This is a genomic window from Nitrospirales bacterium (assembly GCA_031315865.1).
Classification (GTDB): domain Bacteria; phylum Nitrospirota; class Nitrospiria; order Nitrospirales; family UBA8639; genus JAGQKC01.
The window spans coordinates 623,918-650,239 of record JALDRJ010000002.1; the positions used below are offsets into that span (position 1 = coordinate 623,918).

The 26,322-nt window shown below is 49.9% G+C and carries 26 protein-coding genes, 5 tRNA genes and 1 pseudogene; 5 read left to right on the forward strand and 27 right to left on the reverse strand.

What is annotated here, in order from left to right; translation table 11 throughout:
- Positions 1 to 81: 81 nt before the first annotated feature.
- From rplJ to MRJ96_02990, 11 genes and pseudogenes are all read right to left on the reverse strand, one after another.
- Positions 82 to 504, reverse strand: a pseudogene (gene rplJ, locus MRJ96_02940) (50S ribosomal protein L10).
- A 74-nt stretch (positions 505 to 578) separates the two neighbouring features.
- The gene (rplA, locus tag MRJ96_02945) at positions 579 to 1,271 is read right to left on the reverse strand and encodes a 50S ribosomal protein L1 (protein ID MDR4500399.1); all 693 of its coding nucleotides are present in this window, start codon (positions 1,269 to 1,271) and stop codon (positions 579 to 581) included.
- 51 nt (positions 1,272 to 1,322) lie between these two features.
- Entirely contained in the window at positions 1,323 to 1,748 is a 426-nt protein-coding gene (gene rplK, locus MRJ96_02950; protein MDR4500400.1) for a 50S ribosomal protein L11, read from the reverse strand.
- 52 nt (positions 1,749 to 1,800) lie between these two features.
- Positions 1,801 to 2,337 (reverse strand): transcription termination/antitermination protein NusG, encoded by a 537-nt coding sequence (gene nusG, locus MRJ96_02955; GenBank protein ID MDR4500401.1) that lies wholly within the window; start codon positions 2,335 to 2,337, stop codon positions 1,801 to 1,803.
- Positions 2,338 to 2,353: 16 nt separating this feature from the next.
- Complete coding sequence (secE, locus tag MRJ96_02960) at positions 2,354 to 2,548, reverse strand: preprotein translocase subunit SecE (GenBank protein ID MDR4500402.1); 195 nt, start codon at positions 2,546 to 2,548, stop codon at positions 2,354 to 2,356.
- 33 nt (positions 2,549 to 2,581) lie between these two features.
- Positions 2,582 to 2,657 (reverse strand) — tRNA-Trp (locus tag MRJ96_02965).
- Positions 2,658 to 2,731: 74 nt separating this feature from the next.
- On the reverse strand, positions 2,732 to 2,881 hold the full coding sequence (gene rpmG, locus MRJ96_02970) for a 50S ribosomal protein L33 (protein MDR4500403.1): 150 nt from the start codon (positions 2,879 to 2,881) through the stop codon (positions 2,732 to 2,734).
- A gap of 39 nt (positions 2,882 to 2,920) precedes the next feature.
- Positions 2,921 to 4,126, reverse strand: coding sequence for an elongation factor Tu (tuf, locus tag MRJ96_02975; protein MDR4500404.1), 1,206 nt, complete (start codon positions 4,124 to 4,126; stop codon positions 2,921 to 2,923).
- A 100-nt stretch (positions 4,127 to 4,226) separates the two neighbouring features.
- Positions 4,227 to 4,302, reverse strand: a tRNA-Thr gene (locus MRJ96_02980).
- A gap of 84 nt (positions 4,303 to 4,386) precedes the next feature.
- A tRNA-Gly gene (locus MRJ96_02985) sits at positions 4,387 to 4,461 on the reverse strand.
- Positions 4,462 to 4,527: 66 nt separating this feature from the next.
- A tRNA-Tyr gene (locus MRJ96_02990) sits at positions 4,528 to 4,612 on the reverse strand.
- Between the two features lie 463 nt (positions 4,613 to 5,075).
- On the opposite strand from MRJ96_02990, the gene MRJ96_02995 reads away from it, so the two are divergent.
- Entirely contained in the window at positions 5,076 to 5,591 is a 516-nt protein-coding gene (locus tag MRJ96_02995; protein ID MDR4500405.1) for a DUF192 domain-containing protein, read from the forward strand.
- 18 nt (positions 5,592 to 5,609) lie between these two features.
- On the opposite strand, the gene MRJ96_03000 is transcribed toward MRJ96_02995, so the two are convergent.
- The 3 genes from MRJ96_03000 to MRJ96_03010 form a co-directional block, all read right to left on the reverse strand.
- The gene (locus tag MRJ96_03000; GenBank protein MDR4500406.1) at positions 5,610 to 7,781 is read right to left on the reverse strand and encodes a bifunctional (p)ppGpp synthetase/guanosine-3',5'-bis(diphosphate) 3'-pyrophosphohydrolase; all 2,172 of its coding nucleotides are present in this window, start codon (positions 7,779 to 7,781) and stop codon (positions 5,610 to 5,612) included.
- The gene (gene recJ, locus MRJ96_03005; protein ID MDR4500407.1) at positions 7,775 to 9,496 is read right to left on the reverse strand and encodes a single-stranded-DNA-specific exonuclease RecJ; all 1,722 of its coding nucleotides are present in this window, start codon (positions 9,494 to 9,496) and stop codon (positions 7,775 to 7,777) included. The genes MRJ96_03000 and recJ overlap by 7 nt, the downstream gene beginning before the upstream one ends.
- A 204-nt stretch (positions 9,497 to 9,700) precedes the next feature.
- The gene (locus tag MRJ96_03010) at positions 9,701 to 9,904 is read right to left on the reverse strand and encodes a ubiquitin-like protein Pup (protein MDR4500408.1); all 204 of its coding nucleotides are present in this window, start codon (positions 9,902 to 9,904) and stop codon (positions 9,701 to 9,703) included.
- 155 nt (positions 9,905 to 10,059) lie between these two features.
- Here MRJ96_03010 and MRJ96_03015 point away from each other — a divergent pair.
- The 3 genes from MRJ96_03015 (at position 10,060) to MRJ96_03025 (ending at position 11,882) form a co-directional block, all read left to right on the forward strand.
- Positions 10,060 to 10,134: transfer RNA gene (locus tag MRJ96_03015), tRNA-Val, on the forward strand.
- 201 nt (positions 10,135 to 10,335) lie between these two features.
- Positions 10,336 to 11,277, forward strand: coding sequence for a tetratricopeptide repeat protein (locus MRJ96_03020; protein MDR4500409.1), 942 nt, complete (start codon positions 10,336 to 10,338; stop codon positions 11,275 to 11,277).
- Entirely contained in the window at positions 11,274 to 11,882 is a 609-nt protein-coding gene (locus MRJ96_03025; GenBank protein ID MDR4500410.1) for a ribonuclease H family protein, read from the forward strand. Before MRJ96_03020 ends, MRJ96_03025 begins: the two co-directional genes overlap by 4 nt.
- A 143-nt stretch (positions 11,883 to 12,025) precedes the next feature.
- On the opposite strand, the gene MRJ96_03030 is transcribed toward MRJ96_03025, so the two are convergent.
- The 11 genes from MRJ96_03030 to pheA all read right to left on the reverse strand — a co-directional run bounded on the left by MRJ96_03030 (position 12,026) and on the right by pheA (position 22,958).
- Positions 12,026 to 13,012, reverse strand: a complete 987-nt coding sequence (locus tag MRJ96_03030) for a PCP reductase family protein (protein MDR4500411.1) — start codon at positions 13,010 to 13,012, stop codon at positions 12,026 to 12,028.
- 29 nt (positions 13,013 to 13,041) lie between these two features.
- Entirely contained in the window at positions 13,042 to 13,320 is a 279-nt protein-coding gene (locus tag MRJ96_03035) for an integration host factor subunit beta (GenBank protein MDR4500412.1), read from the reverse strand.
- A gap of 72 nt (positions 13,321 to 13,392) precedes the next feature.
- Positions 13,393 to 14,292: a signal peptide peptidase SppA gene (gene sppA / locus MRJ96_03040; protein ID MDR4500413.1), complete on the reverse strand. Its 900-nt coding sequence runs from the start codon at positions 14,290 to 14,292 to the stop codon at positions 13,393 to 13,395.
- A 56-nt stretch (positions 14,293 to 14,348) separates the two neighbouring features.
- Positions 14,349 to 16,034 (reverse strand): 30S ribosomal protein S1, encoded by a 1,686-nt coding sequence (locus MRJ96_03045; GenBank protein ID MDR4500414.1) that lies wholly within the window; start codon positions 16,032 to 16,034, stop codon positions 14,349 to 14,351.
- 119 nt (positions 16,035 to 16,153) lie between these two features.
- On the reverse strand, positions 16,154 to 16,780 hold the full coding sequence (locus tag MRJ96_03050) for a 1-acyl-sn-glycerol-3-phosphate acyltransferase (GenBank protein MDR4500415.1): 627 nt from the start codon (positions 16,778 to 16,780) through the stop codon (positions 16,154 to 16,156).
- A gap of 8 nt (positions 16,781 to 16,788) precedes the next feature.
- The gene (gene cmk / locus MRJ96_03055; GenBank protein MDR4500416.1) at positions 16,789 to 17,511 is read right to left on the reverse strand and encodes a (d)CMP kinase; all 723 of its coding nucleotides are present in this window, start codon (positions 17,509 to 17,511) and stop codon (positions 16,789 to 16,791) included.
- Positions 17,508 to 18,815 (reverse strand): 3-phosphoshikimate 1-carboxyvinyltransferase, encoded by a 1,308-nt coding sequence (gene aroA / locus MRJ96_03060; protein ID MDR4500417.1) that lies wholly within the window; start codon positions 18,813 to 18,815, stop codon positions 17,508 to 17,510. The genes cmk and aroA overlap by 4 nt, the downstream gene beginning before the upstream one ends.
- Positions 18,812 to 19,684 carry a prephenate dehydrogenase gene (locus tag MRJ96_03065; protein ID MDR4500418.1) on the reverse strand — a complete coding sequence of 291 codons (873 nt, stop codon included), beginning with the start codon at positions 19,682 to 19,684 and terminating at the stop codon, positions 18,812 to 18,814. The genes aroA and MRJ96_03065 overlap by 4 nt, the downstream gene beginning before the upstream one ends.
- A 41-nt stretch (positions 19,685 to 19,725) precedes the next feature.
- A complete protein-coding gene (gene aroF, locus MRJ96_03070) occupies positions 19,726 to 20,727 on the reverse strand; it encodes a 3-deoxy-7-phosphoheptulonate synthase (GenBank protein MDR4500419.1) in 1,002 nt (333 codons plus the stop codon).
- 36 nt (positions 20,728 to 20,763) lie between these two features.
- Positions 20,764 to 21,849: a histidinol-phosphate transaminase gene (gene hisC / locus MRJ96_03075; GenBank protein ID MDR4500420.1), complete on the reverse strand. Its 1,086-nt coding sequence runs from the start codon at positions 21,847 to 21,849 to the stop codon at positions 20,764 to 20,766.
- A gap of 26 nt (positions 21,850 to 21,875) precedes the next feature.
- Positions 21,876 to 22,958, reverse strand: a complete 1,083-nt coding sequence (gene pheA, locus MRJ96_03080; GenBank protein MDR4500421.1) for a prephenate dehydratase — start codon at positions 22,956 to 22,958, stop codon at positions 21,876 to 21,878.
- Positions 22,959 to 23,431: 473 nt separating this feature from the next.
- Here pheA and MRJ96_03085 point away from each other — a divergent pair, with 473 nt between their 5' ends.
- On the forward strand, positions 23,432 to 23,722 hold the full coding sequence (locus MRJ96_03085; protein MDR4500422.1) for a hypothetical protein: 291 nt from the start codon (positions 23,432 to 23,434) through the stop codon (positions 23,720 to 23,722).
- A gap of 81 nt (positions 23,723 to 23,803) precedes the next feature.
- On the opposite strand, the gene MRJ96_03090 is transcribed toward MRJ96_03085, so the two are convergent.
- Together MRJ96_03090 and MRJ96_03095 are read right to left on the reverse strand one after the other, a co-directional pair.
- Complete coding sequence (locus MRJ96_03090; protein ID MDR4500423.1) at positions 23,804 to 24,529, reverse strand: hypothetical protein; 726 nt, start codon at positions 24,527 to 24,529, stop codon at positions 23,804 to 23,806.
- A 262-nt stretch (positions 24,530 to 24,791) separates the two neighbouring features.
- The gene (locus MRJ96_03095; protein MDR4500424.1) at positions 24,792 to 26,132 is read right to left on the reverse strand and encodes a hypothetical protein; all 1,341 of its coding nucleotides are present in this window, start codon (positions 26,130 to 26,132) and stop codon (positions 24,792 to 24,794) included.
- Between the last annotated feature and the right edge of the window lie 190 nt (positions 26,133 to 26,322).

The following is a 26,322-nucleotide window of genomic DNA, read 5'->3' on the forward strand; positions in this document are numbered from 1 at the left end:
TTCATCCTCCCCTTTTTGACTTTTGTTTTCTTGTATTGCAGCCACGACGGCAACAAATCCACGAACTATTTGATTAAGCGCGACAACAAACCCACGAACAGGGCCCTGAACGGCAGATAAGAACATCGCCAATAAATCATTTCTTGATGGTAAATCCGCAACGGCATTTAGACGACTCGCATCAAGGGCCTCACCATCTAACACTCCCCCCTTAATCGTAAGTTTGTCTTCACATTTTTCATTCTTAATAAAATCCCTGACAATTTTAGCCGGCAATACGGGGTCATCGTACCCAATCACTAAGGCTGACTGCCCTGTCAACAAATCACGTATCGGCAATAATGGCGTATCTTCAGCGGCTCGACCGGCCAGAGTATTCTTCACCACATGCATGCGAGCTTGAGCGTCGCGCAATTGCCTGCGAAGTTGGACAACCTGATTCACCGGCATTCCTGAGCATTCGGTGACGATCGCCAACCTTGCCTGAGAGAACAGATCATGCATTTCCGTCACGACTGCAGCTTTCTCTGTTTTTTTCATCGAATTATCTCACTTCCTTCTTCTAGTAGGTCGAGCCGTTACCCGAATTGACGCGCAAGACCTATACTATCTAGCGGCACTCCAGGGCCCATCGTGCTAGACAAGGTGGCCGTCTTCAGGTATCGCCCTTTACTCGAGGCCGGTTTAGCCTTCATGATCGAATCAAACACGGCTACGACATTATCTTTAATCTGCGAACTTTCGAAAGAAACTTTTCCGACTGGTACATGCACGATTCCAGCTTTATCAACCTTAAATTCAACACGCCCCCTTCGAATTTCTTCGACAGCTTTGCCGACTTCAAACGTGACCGTTCCAGTTTTGGGGTTTGGCATCAATCCACGAGGCCCCAACACTTTTCCCAACTTCCCGACAGCTCCCATTAAATCCGGAGTCGCTATGGCCGAATCAAAATCCAGCCAGCCATCTTTTACCTTTTCCAGCAAATCCTCGGCGCCAACATAGTCAGCTCCAGCAGCTTTCGCCTCTTGCTCTTTTTCACCCTTCGCGAATACTACGATACGTACCTTTTTCCCCGTTCCATGAGGCAATACTGTCGTCCCTCGAACCAATTGATCAGCCCGTTTGGGGTCAACTCCCAACCGTATGGCCAGCTCTACCGTTTCATCAAATTTTGCAAAAGCAATCTGCTTTACCAGCGCGCTCGCCTCCTGAAGGTCATAAAGTTTTTCTTCAACCTTGGCGATTGCAGCCTTGAATTTTTTACTCACTGCTCACCATCCTTCCTGCCATAAATAATCACAGAAACGAGATACGTCGACCTAACCTTCAACCGTAATCCCCATGCTCCGGGCAGTACCCTCTATAATTTTTGCAGCCCCCGCGACATCAATCGCATTCAGATCAACAACTTTCTGTTTGGCGATTTCCTCCAGTTGAGACCGTGTGATATTCCCGACCTTTTGCTTATGCGGCACTCCCGACCCCTTAATGAGACCGGCAGCCTTTTTCAGCAAATCCGAGGCTGGAGGAGTTTTTGTGATAAAGGAAAAACTTCGATCTTTGTATACTGAAATGACAACGGGAATGATAGACCCTTCTTCCTTCTGAGTTTTAGCATTAAACTGCTTACAAAAATCCATAATATTGACCCCATGCTGACCAAGCGAAGGACCAACCGGGGGAGCTGGATTCGCTTTACCCGCCGGAATCTGCAACTTAATCTGAGTCATTACTTCTTTAGCCATGATAAGTTCCTAAGCAAATATTAAAGGATTTAAACAGATAGGGCAGAGGTCATCATCCACGCTCTACCTGGGAAAACGCTAACTCAACTGGCGTTGACCGACCAAAAATACTCACAAACACCTTCACCCGCGAATGATCGGAATCGACCTCATCGACCAATCCATTAAAGCCCAAGAATGGCCCATCGATTATTCGTATACTGTCGCCCTTTTCAAAATCGACCGTCTCCTTCGGTGCAGTCATTCCTGATTCCAGCTGGCCTAAAAGAGCTTCAGCCTCCTCGGGATCCAACGGAATGGGTCTGACCCCCCCGCCGACAAACCCCGTGACCTTAGGGGTTTCCTTGATCATCACAACGGCTTCGTCGCTTAAAACCCCCTCAGACTCCAGCAGCACATAGCCCGGGAAAAACTTACGCTTTGAAGCCCGTCGCTTACCATCTTTAAACTCTACCACTTCCTCGGTCGGGACCAAGACTTGACCAACAACATCACCCATTCCCATCTGATTCGCCCGCTCAACAATGCTCGTCTTTACTCGACCTTCATACCCCGCGTACGTATGAATAACATACCAGTTTTTAGGCATGATACTTATGACTCCACTAAAGAATTTTACTGATGATCCAAACCAATATCGAATCGGCGACGGAAAGGTAAATGGACATGATGACACAAAAGAGCAGGACGACCGTCGTCGAACCGATCGTTTCAGTCTTTGTTGGGTATGAGACCTTTTTGAGCTCACTCTTCACATCAGAGAGAAACTCGACGATCGTTGTCCAGAACTTTTTAAACACGACTCACACCTTCCCCATGGTTATTTTTCACTGTGGCAGGGGCACCAGGATTCGAACCCGGACTTTCGGTTTTGGAGACCGACGTGCTAGCCATTAACACTATGCCCCTTCAAAAACGACAAATACGGGATATCCGTCAGAACATTGTTGAAGCACGAATCCATCACCCTGCATCACCACCGGTTACTTGACTTCTTTATGAGGCACATGCTTTCGACAAAAGCGACAGAATTTTTTTCGCTCAAGCCGGTCAGGATCATTTTTTTTATTTTTCATGGTGGAATAATTGCGCCGCTTACACTCCCCACAGGCTAAAGCAATGATGACTCTCATGGGTTCTTACCTCAACTTAATAATTTTGTATATGCACGATCACGCCAAAATTTCCGTGACTACGCCAGCCCCCACCGTACGGCCCCCTTCTCGCACCGCAAACCGTAAGCCCTGCTCCATCGCGATCGGCGCGATCAATTCCCCCGTAAACGAGACATTATCCCCCGGCATCACCATCTCCACCCCGGGCTCCAACTCCACAATCCCCGTCACATCCGTCGTCCGGAAATAAAACTGCGGCCGATACCCCTTGAAAAACGGCGTATGCCGCCCCCCTTCTTCCTTCGTCAACACATACACTTCGGCCTTGAACTTCGTATGCGGTGTGATACTCTTGGGCTTCGCCAACACCATCCCCCGCTCCACCTCTTCCTTCTTCGTCCCCCGCAGCAAGGCCCCGATGTTATCCCCCGCCTGCCCTTCGTCCAACACCTTCCGGAACATCTCCACACCCGTCACCACCGTCGTCTGCGTCGGCTTTAACCCCACAATCTCAATCTCATCGCCCACCTTCACTTGCCCACGCTCCACGCGCCCCGTCACCACCGTCCCGCGCCCACTGATCGTAAACACATCTTCTATCGGCATCAAAAACGGCTTATCAATCGCCCGCTCCGGCGTCGGCACATAACTATCGATCGCCTCCAGCAACTTCATGATCGACGGCACCCCAATCTCACTTTGATCCCCCTCGATTGCCTTAATCGCCGAGCCCGTCACAATCGGCACGTCATCCCCGGGAAATCCATACTTACTCAACAACTCCCGCACTTCCAGCTCCACCAACTCCAACAACTCTTTATCCTCAACCTTATCCGCTTTATTCAAAAACACCACAATATACGGAACCCCTACCTGCCGCGCCAGTAGAATATGCTCCCGCGTTTGCGGCATCGGCCCATCCGCCGCCGATACGACCAAGATGGCTCCATCCATCTGCGCCGCCCCCGTGATCATGTTCTTGACATAGTCCGCATGCCCCGGACAGTCCACGTGCGCATAATGACGGTTCGGCGACTCATACTCCACATGCGAAATGGCAATCGTCAAAATCTTCGTCGGATCGCGCCGCCCCTGCGACTCACTCGCCTTCGCCACATCGTCATAGGCGACATACTGCGCCATCCCCTGATCCCCCATCACCTTCGTCAACGCCGAGGTCAGCGTCGTCTTCCCATGGTCCACGTGCCCCACGGTTCCCACATTCAAATGCGGCTTCTTCCGCTCAAATTTCGCCTTCCCCATGCCCCGCCTCCAGAATAACTAAATCATGAACGATAGATAACTGATCAATTGCATAGATAACAAATCGCCGCACCGAAACACGACCAGGATAAAAATCGTATGGAGCCCACGACGCGGATTGAACGCGTGACCTCGTCCTTACCAAGGACGTGCTCTACCAACTGAGCTACGTGGGCCCTAGATCGTAAAGACGGCGACGTCAAAACGTAAAAAGTGGTCATTCATACGTTTTACGCTCGCATTCACCCTCTACACAGATTTGGAGCGGGCGATGGGATTTGAACCCACGACAGCCAGCTTGGAAGGCTGGAACTCTACCACTGAGCTACGCCCGCATAAGTTTCATGAATCTCTAATTTCCTACCCTTATGATTATGATATAGATCAGCTCTCATATTCTATGGTGGGCAGGCAAGGATTCGAACCTTGGAAGCCGATGGCAGCAGATTTACAGTCTGCCCCCGTTGTCCACTTGGGTACCTGCCCGTTATAATTTCTTAACTACTCAATAACTTGCAACAGGGAAAGACAGAAATGGAGGTGGGATTGTTGGCCACTTGCCCACGGAAAAAGATCCTGCCAGTTAAAGTGTTCAGATGAAAAACATTACGACAGGAGTTCCGAGCCTCCGCCAGAATTGGCCCACAATTGCCACAAGGCAAAGCAATAGCCAAGTTCGTAAAAGATTTATTATACGTAGACGCTTACTATCAGTCAAGAAAAGACTTTATTGATTACCAATGCCAAGAAACCTGGCTTTTTCATCTACTGCCTGACAATATTTATTTACTAAAAGAAAAAATAAATTGACAACACCTGTAAGAATACCTAGGATCGCCAACCCAAGTCTCTGTGCGACAAAAGTACCAAAAAATTTTCGAAATCTCAGAACTATCTTATGCTCCTGCCAGATGATACAAATCGGAGAGTACAAGGAGACAGGTTTGATATGCCAAAGATAACCAGAACAGGCACACGGGGAATTGTCCTTCTCCTTATGCTTTTCGTTACAGTTTCTTCTTTATCGGCTTCAGAGATTGAACAACAACCTACTAATAATAGAGATTTTGCAGAAATCATCTCCCCCAATCAATCTGTATTAACCGTCGAAATCGCCGACACCCCTGCTAAACGATCACAAGGCCTGATGTTTCGTACAAACATGCCACCTGACCATGGAATGCTATTTGTGTTTCGTGAGTTAGATCACTGGACTTTCTGGATGAAAAACACTAAAATTCCTTTAGACATCATATGGTTGGATCAAAATGGACACGTCGTCCACATTGAATCGAATGTCCCAGTCTGTACCAGGATGGATGAGGGTTGCCCCCGGTATCATACTCTCAAGGAAGCACTCTATGTCTTAGAGCTCAATGCAGGCATGGCAAAACACTATGGCATTTCAATTGCCAGTCAATTGACGATCAAGCTGCCCCCGACTATACGCAATACTCCCTTCTAACTTTAATTGCCCCACTCATTACCACCCTCGAACACGTCTGGCATTTATCACCCCTTCAACCTGTTCGATCCCGTTGATCATCCGTTCAAGATGCAGGGTATTGGTAATTTCAATGACGAAATCGAGAACAGCTTTTCGATCTTCGCGCGTTGAAATCTCGGCGCGAGTAATATTCGCTTGACAACTGGAAATAGCCGCAGAAATATCCGCCAACACTCCCGTACGATCGATCGTGAGAACAGAAACTTTCACAGAATGTGTCCCGTGAATGCCTGCATCCCACTCCGCTTCAACCAATCGGTTATGATCCCAATCCAAGGCTCGAAGGTTGGGACAACCGATAGCATGGATACTTAACCCACGCCCCCTGGTGATATACCCCATGATTGAATCACCCGGAACAGGGTTACAACATTTTGAAAGCTGCATCAGCACATCCGTCCCTCCTTTGACCTTCACGGACTTTTCCGGATGCTTGAGAAGCTTCGTATCGGTTCCTTCAATGATTTCGGATGCCCTATCATCAGCATCCTCCTGACCGGACGGCTGCAATTGATTCAAAACTTGGCTAGCCGAGAGTCTTCCATACCCAACCAAACGAATCAGTTCGTCCACGGCATCAAGACCACGGTCCTTGGCCACAGCGATCAAACGTTCAGATTTGAACGTCTGAGCTGTCGGCAAACCATAACGCCGGAACTCGCGCTCCAATAAACGACGGCCGATTTCCAAGGCACGCTTATGTTCTTCGACCTTAAACCAATGTCGAATCTTGGCTTTCGCTCGTGACGTTTGGACAAATTTCAACCATCCTTTGTGTGGAACTTGAGAGGGCGATGTCAAAATTTCGAGCATGTCTCCACTGTTCAAACGATGGCGCAATGGAACCAATTTGCCGTTTATCTTGGCACCGACACAATGATCCCCAATTTCGGTATGAATGGCATAGGCAAAGTCAACGGGCGTTGACCCAACCGGCATTTCTTTGACCTCCCCGAGGGGCGTGAAAACGAACACGACATCGTGAAAAAGATCGAGCTTGACAGAATCCATAAATTGACGATTATCAGACAAATCTTTGTGCCATTCGACAAACTGCCGCAACCAACTGAAAATCTTTTCATCCTTGCCTGTTACCGCACCCGGCTCTTTGTACCGCCAATGTGAGGCCACCCCGTACTCATTAATACGATGCATTTCTTCCGTACGGATTTGAAACTCCACGTACTCTCCTTGCGGGCCAACAACCGTCGTATGAAGCGATTGATATAAATTGGCTCGAGGCGTCGCGACATAATCTTTGAATCGTCCAGGCACAGGCGGCCATAAAGAATGGATTAGCCCCAGAATGGCATAACAATTCATCTTTGAATCCGTAATAATCCTGACCGCGGTCAGATCATACACTTCTTCAAACGTGATCGATTGCCGTTCCATTTTTTGATAAATACTGTAGAGATGCTTGGGACGGCCTTGAATATCGCCCGGTAGCCGAGCGTCAGCCAAGGCTTCTTTAGCGAGATCAATCAACCCTTGAAGAAATTCCTGCCGATCTTCATCACGCTTGGCCACCCGCAACTTGAGCATGGCATAGACATCAGGCTTTAAGTATTGCAGACAGAGATCTTCGAGCGATTGCTTCATGGAGCTCATACCCAATCGATTCGCGAGTGGCGCGTAAATTTCGAGGGTCTCTTGCGCAATCTGTCGCTGCTTACTTTCGGATAAATGCTCCAAGGTCTCCATATTGTGTAAACGGTCAGCCAGTTTGATAAAGACCACACGAATATCGTTCGCCATCGAAAGCACCATCTTGCGGAAATTCTCCGCTTGCTTCTCTTCGTGTGACTGAAACGGTATTTGACCGATCTTGGTGACGCCATCGACCAATCGAGCCACATCTTCTCCGAATTGTTTTTCCAGTTCATCGTGCGTGGCCACCGTATCTTCAACCGTATCATGTAAGAGGCCAGCCACGATCGCCGGAACATCCAGCTTCAGACAAGCCAAGATGTTTGCCACCGCGAGAGGATGCTGCAAATAGGGCTCACCCGATTGCCTCATTTGTCCGTCATGGGCGTGAGCAGAAAATTCATACGCACGACGAATCATCTGTACATCAGCCTCCGGATGATAGGCTTGTACACGGTTAATCAATTCGTCAATTTCTTTAATCGATGTCATCAACATGCGAGATGCCGTCCTTGTCCTCTCACTTTTATATCGCGAATTCGTAGTTGAATACGATCCAGCCCCTTCCAACGATTGATCTCGGGCACAAACACCATATCAATCATTCGGCGCTCAAGCCGTCGCAATGGTTCGATGGCTCCCATCCGAAACCCTAAACACTCAAACGGAACAGAACGACCTTGGCGAACGATCAACTTGAGATGATCCTTACCGAGCACACGTTGCTCCAATACCGTGACCTGTTGGCCTAAAAACACCGGCTCAGGGTTACCCACGCCAAAGGGCTGAAGTTGCTCAAACTCCCGAAGAAGTCTGGGTTGTATCTGTTGAAGGGCGACAGGAGCATCAACGTCTAACGAAGGGGTAAAGCCTCCATCTTCCAGGGAAACTTTTGTGATTTGAGAGAACCGATCCTGAAATGCTTCGAACTGGGTCTCTTGGATTTGGATTCCGGCAGCGGCCGGATGTCCTCCAAATCCTGCCAAGAGATCTGAACATCGCGTCAAGAGCTGACACACATCCAACCCAGGAACACTGCGGACCGAACCTCGCCCAAATCCCTGTGCGTTAAACGCCACGACAATAGCTGGCCGGGCAAATCGTTCCACCAGCCTGGACGCGACGATTCCCACCACTCCCACATGCCATCGACGACTCCCGACGACGAGAGCGCTAGGTGTCACGGATTCATCGATCATCTCAATGGCTTCTTCGACGCTCTCTTGCTCCAACTCTCGGCGTTGATTATTCAGGTTCGCTAATTGCTGCGCCACGGCAAGAGCCTCTTGTGGCGACTCGCTCGTGAGCAGATCCACACCTAATCGAGCATGAGCCAAACGGCCAGCCGCATTGATCATTGGCGCTAATCGAAACGCCACCATACCTTCCGACACCGAGCCGGAAATTCCAGCAGACTTTTTTAACGCGTCTACTCCTGTTCGCGCATTGTCGCCCATTTGATTCAGCCCATGACGAACAAGCACACGATTTTCATCCTGTAATGGAACCATGTCCGCCAACGTGGCTAACGCTGCCAAATCGGACAACGCGGCGACATCGACGTCAGCGTCAACATACCGTGAACAGTACGACGAAGCCACTTTGAACGCGAGCCCGCCAGAACACAAGCCCTTGAATGGATACCGACAGTCGGCACGCTGAGGGTTCAAAAAGGCAAAGGCTTCAGGATGGGGGCCTAAAATTTGATGATGATCGGTAATAATGACATCCAGCCCAAGCTCCTGAGCCAGGCGCACTTCCTTGTGGCAACTCGTCCCACAATCAACCGTGACCAGGACCTTAACCCCTTCTTTAGCCAACCGACAGACGGCTTCTTCATTCAGCCCATAGCCTTCACGCTGTCGGTCTGGGATGTAATATCCAACGACGGCCCCCAGTGGACGCAAAAACGACAAATACAGACTGGTCGCCGATATCCCATCAACATCATAATCACCGTAACAACAAATCTTTTCTTGTCTTTCAATGGCATGGTGGAGGCGATCCACAGCTCTTCCCATATCAGCCATCAGAAAAGGGTCATGCAGAGAAATACGGTCCTGCGTCAACCATTGACGAGCCAACTCGACTTCTGAAAACCCTCGATGAAATAGAACAGTCGCGGTGAGTGTCGAAAGACCCAGATCTTCGGCCAATCGCGTGACGTGCGATGGGCTACTTTTGCGCACATTCCACTTTTTGGTCACCAACATCGTGTCTCCAACTTGCCTGGCAGGTCTTGAACATTCATCTCGTGAATCAACACGTTCACCCAAAAACCGGAAGACGATCGACTGATTGCATTGTACCGTAAAGAAAAGGTCTGGAGAAACGTCGGGGAAGCGAAACGGTAGGAGAATCTGACTGATGAGGTCAAGACATCGTCATTTCAAAACAACGGTTGCTCTGATAAACGATTACTGACCTCCTTTTTGCACATAATTTTTCACGAATTCTGCGGCATTTTCTTCGAGCACTTGGTCAATCTCGTCAACCAATTCATCGATTTCTTCTTTGAGCTTTTCCCCAGTCTCAACGACCTTGGGATTCGCCTGAATATCGTCGGCTTCCTTGGCAGAATCTGACTGTCTGTTATCGTGCTGACGTTCTTGCTTTTCCATAACGCCACCTCCAGCCGCAAAGAGTGAAAAGCCTTACTCATGACATGAGCGAAAAACACTATGTCCAGACTACTCCTCACAGAATCACCCGTCAAGTTGTCGATTGAGAGAATTCATTGATCCCCCTCTACCGGTATGATAAGATTTTCCTCCACGGGCGATTAGCTCAGGGGGAGAGCGCTACCTTCACACGGTAGAGGTCACTGGTTCGATACCAGTATCGCCCACCATGCCTATTCATAGCTGAGCTTCATCTTTCAGTCATGACTCCCCAACATTCCTACAGACTGTTATTCCCCTTCCTGCTGATGCTCTTAGTAGGGTGCGGTGGAGGACCTCCTGAAGCACCTTCACCATTACCTCCATCGGCCAGTGACCTGGATCTCCTCGGTCTTATACGCTTGTGTAATACGGCGGAGATGGTACGAAATTTGGAAGATCAAATAAATTATCAGCAAAGACCATGGGGAAGCGGAGAAGAATGGTCCACCGAAACTCACATTCGACACAAGAAGAAACAGTGGCTGTTTTTTAACAAGGATAAGGTCTTGGTCGCCCTGGTTACAAGCTATCCTTTAGGGTTGAACCTCGAACCATACCCCGTTTTGCGAGGCACTCTATCTCAATTAACCCCGGCACGCGAATTCTTCACGAATCTTGATTCCCTCATCAGTGAGACACATTCTGATACGATCAAACTATACCGGACAGGTGATGAAAAAACGACGACCCAATACCTCGTCCGGCAAAACGACGATGGCGAGCAGGACTTGATGGTCGCTGTCATCGTCCTGGACCCCTATGAAACGCTACTTGACGGAGCACAGCCAGAATTTTTATCTCCTATAAAACCAGTCGACAATGAACCGAAGACTCAACACTTTCTCGCATCTCAACAATTTGCTAGAGGCGAAATCGCCCTCTTTGAATCTTGTCCTGGCAAAAAGCCTGATATCGCGATAGACGCCTACAGTCTAGCCATCAAATTTGGCCTCGGCGATGCCAAACAAGTCGCTGAAGCCCATCATCGCCTGGGGCTTGCCTTGCGGGATGAAGGAAAACTGACAGAAGCACGGGAAGCCATCGAAGAATCATTAACGATCCAACCCTATTCGCCTCATGTATTAAATAGTCTGGGCATCGTCCTCATACAATTGAAAAAACCTTCGCAAGCGATTACGACGTTCGAAAAAGCCATCACCTTACAACCCAACTACGCGCGAGCACGGTTTAACTTGGCGCAGGCCTATGAACAGACCAATCCTCGTCGGGCCATCGATGAGTATGAAACCTATCTCGCTCTCGTCCAACATATCCCCGAAGAATCCACTCGCGCCGCGCTCGCCAAAGACCGTCTTGAGAAATTGAAGTGAAAAAAAAATATTATGCCGTTCGACGGGGCCGTCAGGTTGGTGTCTTCCTGACATGGCCGGAATGTCAACGACAGATCGCCCAGTTCTCCGGGGCCGAATACCAATCATTCCCAACCAGGGAAGAAGCGGAAGCGTATGCTTTTCCCGATTCTTCAAACATTGTTGAAGACTCGGAGGATATTCAAAATACGATTGACATTTGGGTGGATGGATCGTGCATACCGCGCACTGACGGCTCACTACGTCTCGGATGGGCCTACCTTGCTCGTAAGAATGGACAGGAAATTCATCGTGATCGCGGAAATGACATCCCTCAGAGCGCCTGTCACCATCGAAACGTCGCTGGCGAAATCATGGCTGTTCGTAAGGCGATCGAATGGTGCCAAACTCAACCTATCACCAACCTCCGCGTTCATTATGATTACCAAGGACTAGCCAGCTGGCCAACCTACGCCTGGAAGAGGAATACTCCGTTCACTCAGGAGTATGCAGAAATGGTTCGAACGTCAGGGATGACCATAGAATGGGTTAAAGTTAAGGCGCACAGCGGAGATCTCAATAATGAACTCGTCGACCAAGAAGCGAAGAAAGCTGCCTTAGAGTGACAGTCATTCCCATGAACTTCACCACATGTGAGGTTGGAACTGCACAAAATGGATTGATGCGTGTCAGCTAAATCTTATGGGAATTCACGAGAATTGAGGGGAAGGGGTAAGGGGAAATCAAAGGTATGTCAGAGAGGAACGTACTAAAGCTTGCCTTCACCCTTGAGATAACTACGGAAGCGTCCCATGAGTTCTTCACCGAGAACGCCAACGTCTGGCTTGGTCTTCATGTAATCACGAATTTCTTCTAACCGGTGTTCGGCTTGGTCATTCCCTTTCAAACGTTTGACCTTCACCAACGCATCATCAAACGCATCAAACGTCAGCTCTTTGTACCCGAACGCGCGAATACGTTTCACTGCTTTCATCATGGCTTCGTTTCGAAACACGGTGAGGTGTTCCGAGTCGATTTCTTCAAGCCCTAGCTTTCGCGCTCGCCGTTCCGCGGCTTTTCGAATGCCGCTTCGCACAAAGTCCGGCGAGGTCTGAAGCCGTTTCCAGGCCTCATCTGACCATGCCACTCGAGATTGCGGAGCTTCCCATAGACAAAGCAAAGACTCTGCGTCAATGAGCGTGATGCCTTGCTCTCGGGCCAGATCTTCGGCATCATGCTTCAACATGTCCGAGACAAACTCCTTAGCCATGGGGGGAGAATCCTCGATTTTTTTACCCAACAGCGCCACCGCATCCTCGGTCCATTCCAATGGGGGACCAATCTGCTCCTGTATATCGCCTAAAGCCTCTACTTTCTCAAAGAGCTCGACGTTCACTTCCATGTGCCCACGTTCTTTTGCGATATCTGCCGCAATTCGCTTAATCATATCCCGCATAAACTCGGGGACTGTTTCAAGCCGTTTTTTCGCTTCAGCCGTCCATGGAAGTTGACCCTGTTCTATATCTTGAGCAGCCTGACTGAGACCCGCTTCGCCACCCATCTGCCCCATCATCTGCTGTTTAAACTGATCGAGAATCTCGACCGTAATTTGAGGATAGCCAAGTTCTTTGGCTTTTTTGATGGCCAACCGCTTGACCATACCTCTCAAAAAGAATGGAGCACGCTCCAGACGCTTCAGCGCATCATCCGTCCAGACGACTTCCTGGTCAGTGATGTTTTGATCAGATGAACTCATGTTTAGACATTCTCAACTTACGATTTATTTTATTGGTTTAATAATTCCTTGATTTCTTTCCCGGCTTTAAAGAATGGCATACGCTTCTCCGGCACTTCTACCGTTTCCCCGGTCTTCGGATTACGACCTTCCTTCGTTTGCCGAACTCTCAGGCGGAAGCTACCGAACCCGCGTATTTCAGTTTTTTCACCATTTTTCAACGAATCCCGAATGGAATCAAACAGGGTATTGACCACAAGCTCCGCTTGTCGATGGCTAAGCGTGGGAGCCTGCTCACTTAACCTTTCAATCAGGTGAGCTTTTGTCATTCATGCCTCCTTCAATAACATTCAGGCACACGCTGATTCAAGAACTTCCGAGAAGCATACCAGACCAATCCGTCAAAAAACCATTAAGTACATCAATGGATTCCAAGATGTTTGCAAAATGACCGATGACGCGTTTCCAAGAAAAGAGCTTTCCAGGAAATCTCTGAAAGAAAACTGCCTGGTCGGCTCCACGACCCGAGGTTCACCTTCAATTCCGCTGAGTTTACCTGCGAGCTGGATCGCGTCAGTCAGATCACCCAGTTCATCAACCAATAAGGAATCTTTGGCTTGACGTCCGGTAAAAACCCGCCCATCCGCCAACAGTTCGACATCCGCGATATCCAAGGACCGCCCCTCCGCCACCGCTTCAATAAACTGCTGATGCACATCATCCATGACCGACTGCAAAATTTGGCGATCTTCGGGCTTCATTTCTCGAAAGGGTGAACCAAGATCCTTGTAGCGTCCACTCTTGATGACAAAATTTTTGACCCCGACTTTCTTGAGCAATTCTTCAAAATTCGCCATTTGCATGATCACGCCAATGCTTCCAGTCAACGTGCCCGGGTTGGCCAGCACACGATCACTCGCGACAGCGATATAATATCCTCCGGAAGCCGCCACAGTTCCCATGGACGCCACAACGGTTTTGTTGTAGTCAGATTTCACGCGTTTGACCGCGTTATAGATCTCCTGGGATGGCGCCACTCCCCCACCAGGACTATCGATTCGAACCACGATAGCCTTCACCATAGGGTCTTGGCTGAAATCCTGCAGTTCTGTGATCGTTTGCTTGGAGTCAAGGATCGGACCTTCGACCCGAACGACAGCAACCTGCTCTTTCCCATAGGAGGCCATGTCGGGCAAGAGCGCTTTTCCCAGCCACGTCAAGACGACCGCCGCAAGAAAAATCCACAGCACGCGCCTCCACCAGGAATGGCGTGGTCGTTCATGGGGATGAGAATCAGACATAAGTGCTGCAGCCCCTTCTTTTGTGTTTTGTGGCCCTGATAATCCAATCGGATCGGCTACTCTTTATCCTGCGTCATCCGACCAACACTTTGGTCTATTTCTCCCTGAGAAGAATGAAACGCATCCAGCTGATCTTGATCAGACTCTCGAAGATGCTCCGACAAACTCAAGGCGATTTTTCTTTCATCACAGTCAACTTTGACGATTTTGGCCGTGACTTCTTGCCCTATTTCAAACTTGCCCTCAACACGTTCTTGTGGGTCAAGGTTAATCTCACTGACATGAATCAACCCCTCAACACCGCCATCCAACTCAATGAACACACCAAAATCAGCAATCTTGGAGACTTTGCCCGTTGCATTGCTCCCTATTTGGAAGCGAGAGGGAATCTCAGATTCCCACGGATCAGCGACGAGCTGCTTATAGCCCAACGATAAGCGTTCCTTGTCTTTATCGATCCGAAGGATCACCGCTTGGACGGATTGACCTTTTTTAAATAATTCCGACGGATGTTTAATATGTTTAGTCCAGGACATATCCGAAATGTGGATCAACCCGTCAATGCCTTCGTCCAGACCGATAAAAGCTCCGAAGTCCGTGACGCTTTTCACTTTTCCTTCAATATGCGTCCCTTCGGGATACTTCGCTTCGATCACATCCCAAGGATTGGGAGCGGTCTGTTTCATACCTAGCGAGATCTTCCGGCTTTGCTGATCGACATGGAGAACTTGTGACTCAATCTGATCCCCGATAGAGACCACTCGCGAGGGATGCCGCACTTCATGCGTCCATGACATTTCCGATACATGCACCAACCCTTCGACCCCGGGTTCGAGTTCCACGAATGCGCCATAATCCGTCAGGCTCACGACTTTGCCTGGCACACGACTTCCTTCGGGATATTTCTCTTCGACCTTGCTCCAGGGGTCAGCGGTTTTTTGCTTGAGCCCCAGGGAAATGCGTCCCGTCTCTCGATCATACTTTAAGACCAACACTTCAATTCGATCGCCGATCGAAAACATATCCGAGGGATGACCAACTCGGCCCCACGAGATGTCCGTAATGTGGAGCAATCCGTCAATCCCGCCAAGATCCAGAAACGCGCCATAGTCAGTAATGTTTTTCACTGTCCCCGTAATGAGTTGACCTTCCGTCAATGTTGACAGTGTCGTTTGACGTTTTTTATCACGGGTTTCTTCAAGAAGTGCGCGGCGGGAAACCACGACATTGCCTCGACGATGGTTCACCTTGATGATTTTAAAGTTAAACGTCTTACCCACCAATCCATCGAGGTCACGAACCGGGGTTAGATCAATCTGTGAGCCCGGGAGAAAAGCTTTGACTCCAATATCCACCATCATTCCACCCTTGATGCGGGAGAGGACTTTGCCTTCGACCTCTCTATCATCGCGATGAGCCACCTCAAGGTCTTCCCACACTTTCATCTTATCGGCTTTTTCCTTCGACAACAGCAAATTGCCTTCGGCATCTTCACACTGTTCAATATACACCTGCACAGGGTCGTTCACGGCAAGGGATCGTAATTCCTCACTGGAAAATTGATCAGCCGGAATCATGCCTTCAGACTTGTACCCGATATCCACGACCACGCGCTCACGCTGGATGTTCACCACTCGACCTTCGGTGATGGTTCCTTCTTCAATATTGCGAAAGGTCTCTTCGTACAGCGCGGCAAGGGCCTCTCGGTCCAGTTGTTCGGGTTCTTCTGAAACGGTATTCATGATGTGCTTACGCCTCCACTCTGTTCAAAACACGGCTGAAGTTAACAATAATGCCTTGCGCAAACCCTTCAGCTTAGGTTCGCGCAAAGAACGCCTTCTCTTCTCTAATCATCTATTCGTTATGAATGACTTTCTTTCGACTGATGTCCATTTTCCAATCGAGCAATGTGAGTCATCACGGTTGAACTCACCGTATGATAATACTCTTTGGCCTCTTGCTCCTTTGAATACGGAAACATCATCGGTTCCCCGAAAAACACTTGAATGGGGTTCAACCGAAGCCAAAACGAACCCATGGGCAACACCTGATACGTTCCATTGATGTACGCCGGTACTACCGGACATTGCGCCTGGGCCAGGATCAATCCAATTCCAGGCCTGCCCTCTTGCAGCCGTCCATCCGGAGTCCGAGTCCCTTCAGGAAATATCACGACACATTTACCCGCCTTTAACCGAGTCACCGCTTCATCCAATGCCACCCGATCAATACGATTGGTTTTGAGTGGAATCCACGCTATTTTTTTGAACATCCAGTTAATCACTGGATTCGCAAACAGGTTCGCCCGCCCTAAAAACGACACGCGTCTGGGGATACCGCATCCCAAGAATGGAATATCGACATAGCTGGCGTGATTGGCTGCGAATAGAACCCCTCCAGTTTTCGGAATGTGCCTGACTCCATGGGCACGATATCGAAAAAACAATCGACCAAGAATGTTGAAAACCGCCCAAATACAGGCGTACACAAGCCCGCTCACAGGCGTGTGGCGACAACGGCTGTCATTCGGTCCAACACCTGATCAATCGACAAATTGGAGGTATCAATCATCATCGCATCAGTAGCTGGAAACAGTGGAGCAACGGAACGAGAACGGTCGCGTCTATCTCGACTAGCTATCTCCTCTTGAACATCGGCCCAATTCTTATTGCGATCCTGGTCCTGCAATTCTCGATACCGACGGCTAATTCGGACATCGAGGTCGGCATCAAGAAAAAATTTCACCTCAGCATCAGGAAAGACAGTCGTACCCATATCCCGCCCCTCGACAACAATTCCCCTGGCGTGGGCAAATTCACGCTGTATGGGCAACAACCAAGCACGCACTTCGGGGAGTGCAGCAACTTTTGAGGCTAATTGTCCAACTGCCAAGCTTCGTATTTCATTAGTCACGATTTCCCCGTCCACCAGGACGGATAGACTGCCCTCACAGGTTGAAAGCTTAAGTGAGGTCGCCGCCAATAACTCGCCAACCTGTTCGTGATCCTTAAGATCAACGGCTTGACTTTGAGCTTTCCATGCGACCGCCCGATAAAGCGCGCCCGTGTCGAGGTAGGTATATCCCAACTGAGTGGCAAGCTTTTTGGCCAAGGTACTCTTGCCAACCCCAGCAGGACCATCAATGGTGACGACTAATTGGCGTACATCGCCTTTCAGGCTCTCACCATGTTCCTGACATTTGCGTATTATAGTGCTCAATGGGAGTTTGTCAATAAATCCAACAACTTGCCCTGGAAACCAGGGAAGGAAGTTTCAATACAGTCCGTTTCATCGATGACAATCGGAGATTCAGCGAGCAGCCCGGCTATGGCCAGCGACATGGCGACTCGATGGTCCCCATAGCTTTGGCATTGGGCGCCCGAAAGAATATTGGTCCCTTTTATACAGAGACCATCCGGCCTTTCTTCTACAAACACGCCGAGCTTTGATAACTCAACGGTCATAGCACGAATCCTGTCGGTTTCCTTGACTCGTAATTCTTGCGCTCCAGCAATCGATGTCTCTCCCTCGGCAACAGCCGCCGCCACGCATAAAATCGGGAATTCATCGATTGTTTTAGGAACCAGGTCAGGACCGATCGACACTCCCTTCAGCTTAGCAGACTTGACAACAAGGTCCGCAACCGGTTCCCCTGAAATTTCTCTTGGGTCTTGAATCTGGATATCGGCGCCCATGTTCTTTAACACTTCGAGAATCCCGGTCCGTGCGGGATTCATCCCAATACCTGGCAAACACAGTTCTGACCCGGGGACAATGGAACCCGCGACCAGAAAAAATGCCGCCGCAGACATGTCCCCCGGGACAAAAAGCGGTTTTCCTTGAAAAGTTTGCTGCCCCGTGATGGAAACCGTACAGTCACGGACCTCTATTCCTAGGCCCAAATACCGAAACATACGTTCAGTATGATCCCTAGATAACATGGGCTCGGTAACACTGGTTATCCCTTCAGCAAGCAATCCCGCCAACAACACGGAGGATTTAACCTGAGCACTCGCCACAGGTGAGGTGTAAGCGCAGCCTTTCAAGCGTTGGCCCGTAATCGCCAAAGGCGCGCATTCTCCCGCCTTACGGCCTGTGATCGAAGCTCCCATCAATCGAAGGGGATTGGCCACCCGGCCCATCGGTCGATTGCGAAGCGAGGCATCTCCCGTCAACACGGAAAAAAAGTCTTGACCGGCTAACACACCGGCGAGCAGCCGCAACCCCGTTCCTGAGTTTCCGCAATCAAGGACATCTGTTGGCTCTGTAAGTCCCCTAAGCCCCTTTCCCAAGATGCGGAGATTCTCATCATCAACTTCTTGGACGGAAATGCCTAAGGCACGGACAACGCCGAGTGTATTCAAACAATCTTCACCACGACAGTATCCTGAAACCTTCGTTTCTCCTTCAGCCAAGGCACCCAGTATGAGGGCCCGATGCGTGATGGATTTATCACCAGCGACATACACCGTTCCGCGAAGCGGCTTACTGGCAGGAATCGTGGCCCAAGAGGAAGAATTCACTGTAAGTGCTCTCGTGCTTGTTTAGCCTGTTCAATAATCTTCTCAAGTCCTCCACCATCGCTATTTTCCACTGAAGCCCTAAACTGTTCGAGATGCCGGATATAGACGGAAATCATATCGAGAAGATTATCTCGATTAGCAAGACAAATATCCCTCCACATTTCAGGCGAACTGGCAGCAATCCTCGTCGTATCACGAAGGCCTCCACCAGAGTACTCGAGAAGCGTCGCCGTGCTCCCGAGTTTCCCCTGAAGCTCAGAAAGTGCCTGCATTAAGGCAAAAGCGGCGACGTGAGGTAAGTGACTCACGCCTCCCAACACAAAGTCATGGACATAGGGATCGAGTGAACTGACGACAGATCCCGTCGACTCCCAGAGCTTCCAAACAGCCTCCAAGGCTTCGGAATCGGTCCGCTTGGTGGGAGTGACAAGACACCGCGCGCCACGAAATAAATCCAATGCGGCGTAGGCGACCCCAGACTTCTCTCGACCAGCGATCGGATGCGCTCCGACGAAACGAACATGTTCTGGCAACAGTCTTTCCGCCTCTTCCACTAATGCGCCTTTGACACTCCCGACATCACTGACGATGGAACCAGACGGAAGTCGGTCTCCCCACTCACGTATATGCGTCGCATAGGTATCAACCGGCGTGGCTAAGATCACACAATCTGCATCGTTCACGGCATTAACTGCCTGCGATTCATAGGCATCGATCGCCCCAAGCCTAACGGCGAGTTCAAGGTTTTCAACACGGCGACCGATGCCGATCACGGTTCCGGCCAAACCCTGCTGCTTGATGATTAACCCGAGCGAGCCACCGATGAGCCCAACTCCAATAATCACGACTTTCTGGAAAAGGCGGTTCATCCTACGTCATCTCTTCGAATAGGCAAGACTCACTGCGGACGCTACAATTCCCGACCGACAGCTTCGGCTATGGCCTTCAAGTCTGACATCAGATCTTTAAAGCGGGTAGGCTTCAGAGATTCCTCACCATCACAGAGCGCACATTCCGGGTTTGAATGAACCTCTAAGAGCAGTCCATCCGCTCCACAGGCAATGGCGGCTTTGGCCATTGGCGCGACCAGATTCCACTTCCCGGTCGCATGACTTGGGTCGACAATGACCGGAAGATGTGACATTTCTTTGAGGGTGGGAACCGCGGTGAGATCGAGGGTATTGCGGTATTGCGTTTCAAAGGTCCGAATGCCTCGTTCGCACAACATCACATTTCGATTTCCACGAGACATCAGATATTCGGCCGAGAGTAAAAATTCTTTGATCGTAGCTGATAGTCCACGTTTCAGTAGCACAGGTTTATCATAGTCACCGACTTCCTTTAGCAATTCGAAGTTTTGCATGTTTCTGGCACCAATCTGAATAATGTCGGCTTTTTCCAGAAAATGTCCAAGATCTCGGGCATCCAAGATTTCACTCACCACGGGAAGCCCCGTGTGCTTGCGTGCTTCGACCAGATAATCCAGGCCCTCCTGCCCCAGCCCCTGAAATGAGTAGGGCGAGGTTCGAGGTTTATAAGCGCCGCCTCGAAGAATCGACGCTCCAGCCGATGCTACTTCCTTGGCAATGCCAACGGTCAATTCACGTTTTTCGACCGCGCATGGACCGGCCATAATGGCAATTTTCTTGCCGCCGATTTTAACCCCGTGGACATCGATCACACTGTTGTGTTTCTGAAATTCACGGCTCACAAGTTTCCATGGCGCCAACACCGGAGTCACACTTTCGACGCCCGGGAACACGGTCAACGGCTGGTTTTCCAGGATTCGATCATCGCCAATCACGCCAACGACCGTACGCTCTTCTCCTGTCGAAACCTGAGCTTTCAGTCCCAACTCACGAAGCCGTTCAACAAGATGATCAACATCATGCTCCGTCGCATCTGGTTTCATCACAATGATCATATCGTTACATACCTTGACATTGGCTCAGGATTCACGACTCAAGACGACTTCCAGCGCCTTCAAAAAACGTTGATTTTCTTCAGGTCGTCCGACGGTGACCCGGATCATGGATCCCTTGATATGGCGAACGATCACACCCTGCCGAAGGAGATCGTCAAAGACCTGTCGGCCATCTCGTTTCGCGTCAAAGTAGAGAAAATTAGCTTGACTGGGGATAACATCCATACCCAACGCCGCCAACTCTTTCTCTAAGAACGCCATTTCCGACCCATTCACGGATCGACTCGTCGCGACATGCTCCTCGTCTTCCAACGCCCCCAACGCGGCCAATTGCCCAAGACTATTCGCGTTAAACGGAGGACGAATCCGATTAACATACCCCACGATTTCTTCCGTGGTCAGGCCATACCCTACGCGCAGACCCGCTAGCCCATAAATCTTCGAAAAAGTTCGCAAGACGACAACTGGACGACCTTCTTTCACATATTGGAGACTGTCCGGATAATCGGTGGACCGAACATACTCATAATAGGCTTCATCAAAGACCACGATGACATGATCCGGAACTTTGTCCAGGAACGCTTCCACCTCCGTACCCGTCACCATCGTCCCCGTTGGGTTGTTCGGATTACAAAGGAAGAGGAGACGCGTGTTGTCGGTGATCGCTTCGGCCATCGAAGCAAGATCATGACGCCAATCCTTCAGCGGCACCTCCACCGATACCCCATGCGCCCCCTGAACAGAGAGTTTGTACATGACGAACGTGTGATCGGCCATCACCGCTTCTTCGCCTGGGGCCAAAAAGGCTTTAATCAAGAGGCTGATCACTTCATCGGAACCATTGCCGACGATCACTTGATCTGCCGATACTTTCCACCGTTCCGCGAGCGCTCGCCTCAGGTAATGGGCACCGCCATCCGGGTAGCGGTTCAGAATGGCAACCCCGTCGGCCAGAATTTTCTGCGCCTTTGGGGAAGGCCCTAAAGGATTCTCGTTTGAGGCAAGTTTAATGGCATTGCTAATGCCCAATTCACGTTCCAGTTCATCCAGGGGTTTACCGGGAGAGTACGGGACCAGCGAAGCAATATTTGGGTGAACGTGCAGTGCCATAGGGTTACAATCTCATGTAGGCGTCATTAATTCGCCGACGGATAGGAGCCAAGAACTTTCAGGAACAAACAGCGGCCTTTGACTTCTTCGAGAGCTTTCTTGACCCGATCGTCATCTTGATGGCCCTCCAGGTCCATAAAGAAGAGGTACTCCCAAACTTTTCGGCGTGTGGGTCTGGATTCAATTTTCGTCATGTTGATGCCATACGAAGAAAACGGCCGGATCATATCGTACAGCGCACCCACCCGGTCTTTGGCAGATACGATGATCGAGGTCTTATCTTTTCCCGTTCGTTCTGACCCACGTTGCGATAAAATCAAAAACCTCGTGGAATTGTGGATATTATCTTCAATTCGTGACCGGAGGATCTTCAACCCATACAGCTCAGCCGCCAATTCCGCCGCGATGGCTCCGGCCGTTGGAGCCTCGACGCATCGTTCTGCGGCCCGAGCCGTGCTAGGCTCTTCAGAAATCTTTGCATGCGGGAGATTGGCCTCCAGCCATTCTCGGCATTGGGCTATCGCTTGAGGATGTGAATACACCGTTTTGATCTGATCGAGCGAATCAGCTTTGGAGAGGAAGTGATGGGCGATCTCGAACATGATTTCGCCATAAATCAGTAACGGCGAATCCACCAAGAGATCCAGCGTATGATTCACCACCCCTTCGGTCGAGTTTTCGACTGGAACGATGCCAAACCGAATGCGTCCGCGCTCCACTTCATCAAACACTTCCTTGATACTGCCCATGGGCAGGTATTCCGCTGAACTCCCAAATTTATTGACGGCTGCCAAATGCGTAAAGGTGGCTGGCGGTCCAAGATACGCAACCGTTTGCGTACCTTCCAGGGAAAGCGAAGCGGACATAATTTCACGATAGACCGGCCGAATGGCAGAACTAGGAAACGGGCCGGGATTCTTGGCGGCCAAACGCTCGACAATCGCGTTCTCACGCCCTTGGGTATGCAGGTGAGCCGAGGCGTCTTTTTGCTTTTTCAAATGTCCCACTTGGATAACGTACTGAGACCGTTCATTCAGAATACGGAGAATGTCGTCATCTAAACGATCTATGGCATCTCGACAGGAAGGAATGTCGTTAGGCAGTTCCACAAACTTGCTCCATCGTTGGATTTATGGGCATCTCTAAAAACTAGGATTTTCTATGAGGGCAAGGAAACCGCGCACGGAACACCGCAGTGTATGCGGGAATACATGAGGATTTGAGCACGCGGTTGACGCCACCATCGCGGAAAAGGACAGTTTTCTAGAGGTGCCCTCTATGATGATCTGCCAGCATAGCCGGAAACCAAAGGGTTTTCAAGAAGGCCAAGCCATGCAGCTCAAAGGATCGTATGGGCCTGGCTCTTTGACATGTCGTGAAATAATGAAATGTTAAAAGCCCGCCAACGATACCAAACCAAAGCTACCTGGCAATAGCCTCGGCTCTCAGTTTGTTATAGGCTTATGGGTAATCGAATTACAGTGAAAGGGAGATTGTCGGAGGCGATGCGATTGGTTGATCTTGATAATTTGCCCATGATCGACCACATCACCGAGCAAGAAACTAACGAGCGACCTTCAGGATGAAATCGCCCCTTATCACAGATGAATTAGCGAAAGTGGCTCAGCGAGTCATTTGGGTTGAAAGTTCCGAAGAAGCTGTAGCCGATCCAGTACAGCTCGTCGCATACGCGATGACGTACGGAACACATGAAGACATGAAAGTGATACGCCGATATTTTTCTGATGATGAATTGCGAGAATACCTCGCCCAAGCCCGATCCGGTATTTTCGATGCGCGCTCTTGGGCCTACTGGCACCTAAAGCTAGACCGGTATCCTCCCCCACCGCTCCCTACCCGCGTTTTTAGATAGTCTCTATGTAACAGAATGGGCCGTTCGTTTACATTTTCTTATCGGACTGGAAAGTGCTTATCAAGTCGTGTTGCGGTTGTTTCATTCCGGAAGTGGCTCAAGGTATGGGCTGTTGTCCCAAGTGCGAATGCGAAATGAAGCACCGTAGGTTACAAGGTAGTACCATAGAAAACCTAACGCAGCCGCCTTAGCATTAAATCGAAGAAACTCGTGATTACGGGGATGGGTTAAGAGTCTGTCCTTCGCCACCAATGCCCCTTGATCTAATATGCAGACTAGGTCAAAAAGATTGTGCCAACTTCTGGAGCAAATCTCCTCGGCCAATGTGTCGAAGGTTGCGCCTTTGTAACCAAATGCTATACGCAATGGCCGATTTAGGGTTGCGTCTTTGCCCATTTTTATACCTGTGCATGGAAGCACTTTAAGATGAGAAACGCGCTCGAGACTTTCACCAGCCTCTACGAGCTTTGTACGGGTTAGATTTGATTTGACCTCGATTACGGCGAAGACACCCTCGGCCAAATAAGTTCGACGGTTCCCAGAAAAATCAAGCGGAATGGCGTCATCACGGACAACGATTAAATCAAGCTGACCAGTTTTTGCCCTTTCTGAGTCCCATATCTCACCAGATGAGATTCTCAGGTGGTTTGGCAGAACACCGGAAAGAAATTTTGAGCAGAATACTTCACGATTGTGGCCTAAATTGTCTGAGGCGTTTTGTTCGCAGCTTCTAGAATACTCCGTCAGAAGCAGCTCAGCACTTTTTCTAAAGTACGGTAACAACAATGGAGATTCGGTGGTAGTCATCGATTTGTTAGACACATGTAACAGAATCGGTTATTCGGTTACCTATTTTAAACAATTTGCAAATGCTATCCAAATGGCATGTCCCTGTATTCCCAAAGTGTCATAAATCTCCGATGGCAGATGTAACAGTTCTCCTAAGCGAGGTGTAACATTTTTAGAATCTGAGATACTTTCTTAACCGCGAAACGCTGCTTTGCCAGACCAACCTATTATTAGCTGGATTCTTTTAAAAATCTAGATCTCGCCTTCGGTGCAATTGACATCAACGTCCATACAGCACTCGCCAGACTATCTTGGGATGCATCAGACTCGCGGGCGGGGCCATGAGGTTCATGACCTTGAGGAACTGTGCGTAGACCACGGTATCGCGCTGGGTCGCGCGGTGGACTTTTGCGAGGTACGCATTGGTGAAGTCCGTCAGCGGAGGTTTCTTTCCGACTGCTTCCGGGTACCGAAAATCCTCACATGCGGCCATTTGCCAAGGAATATCGACGACTTTCCCGATCCGCTCGAAGAACGGTCGCCAGAGATCCACGAGCGTTGACCGCTGCCGTAAGAGCCTGTCGAGCTCTTGAGCCTGCATCACCGCTGACGTCATCCCCTGCCCGTAAATGGGATTGAAACTCGCAATGGCATCCCCCAAGACCAGATAGCCTTCAGGGAATCGTTTGAGGGTTTCGTACCGGCGGCGAAGGCTTGATGGGAACTTATACGTGAAAATATCCGAAAGCGGCTCTGCCTGACGAACGACATCGTAGACATCCGGGACTGGCAGGCGACGAATAAACTCCAGATATTCGTTCTCATCCGTTGGTGGATGATCCCCGAAACACCCACCGGCTGCGACGATCCAACGATCGTTTTCGACCGGAAACATGAAGGTCATATGCTTTTGCTGCGGGGGCGTGGGAGAGATCATCACGAGGTTCGCCCCAACCAAATCGTTCGGCCGTCGTCGATAGAGACGCGTGGCATACCCCACTCCAACCTTAATTTCCTCCTCGTGCGGTCGCTCAAACCCCAAACCTTCAAGCCATTTGCCTGATGACGACCCGCGGCCTGAGGCATCAATCACAAGATCCGCCTCTACGGTTGAGCGTTGCATTTCATCCTTACCATGAACGATGTCTACTCCCAAGATTCGGGCTCGATCATCATCCAGCGATACGCCACGCGCACTGGCTGACGACCGGATAGTCACGTTGGGCAAGGCCGTGACATAGGAGCGAATCTGCCATTCGAAAAATATGCGACTAACAGCCACGCCGACGAGGCCGCTGGCGAATTGTTTTTTGTATCCCCCAAAGTGATACCACCGTGCGTCTTCTCCCATATCCGTCATCACGGCTCCGGCCTTGACGAGATCTTGCTCGATGTCGGGGAAGAGCTCTTTGATAATCCGGAACCCTTGGGCTAATAAACCATGCAGATGACGTGCTTGGGCTTGCCCTCGCCTGGATTCAGGCTGATCGCTCACCGGATCGCGCTCAAGAACGGTGACATGCTCGAAATGATCGCTGAGAACACGAGCAGCGAATAAACCAGCCAAGCTACAACCGATGACCACCGCATGTTTCCGTTGATCTTGGAAGCTATTCATCATGAACGCATTAAATTTTTAACAGACGTACCGAGGTCACAAAGCCCGTCAATGCTCAATTAAATGTACGAGTTCAACCCCGCTTCTAAATTCCGAATCGTATCCGATCGATACAGACGACACACCCCGCGCGGGACGACCTTGAACCATACGGAAGTTATTTCAAACGGCTATAACTAAACTTTAAACGAGC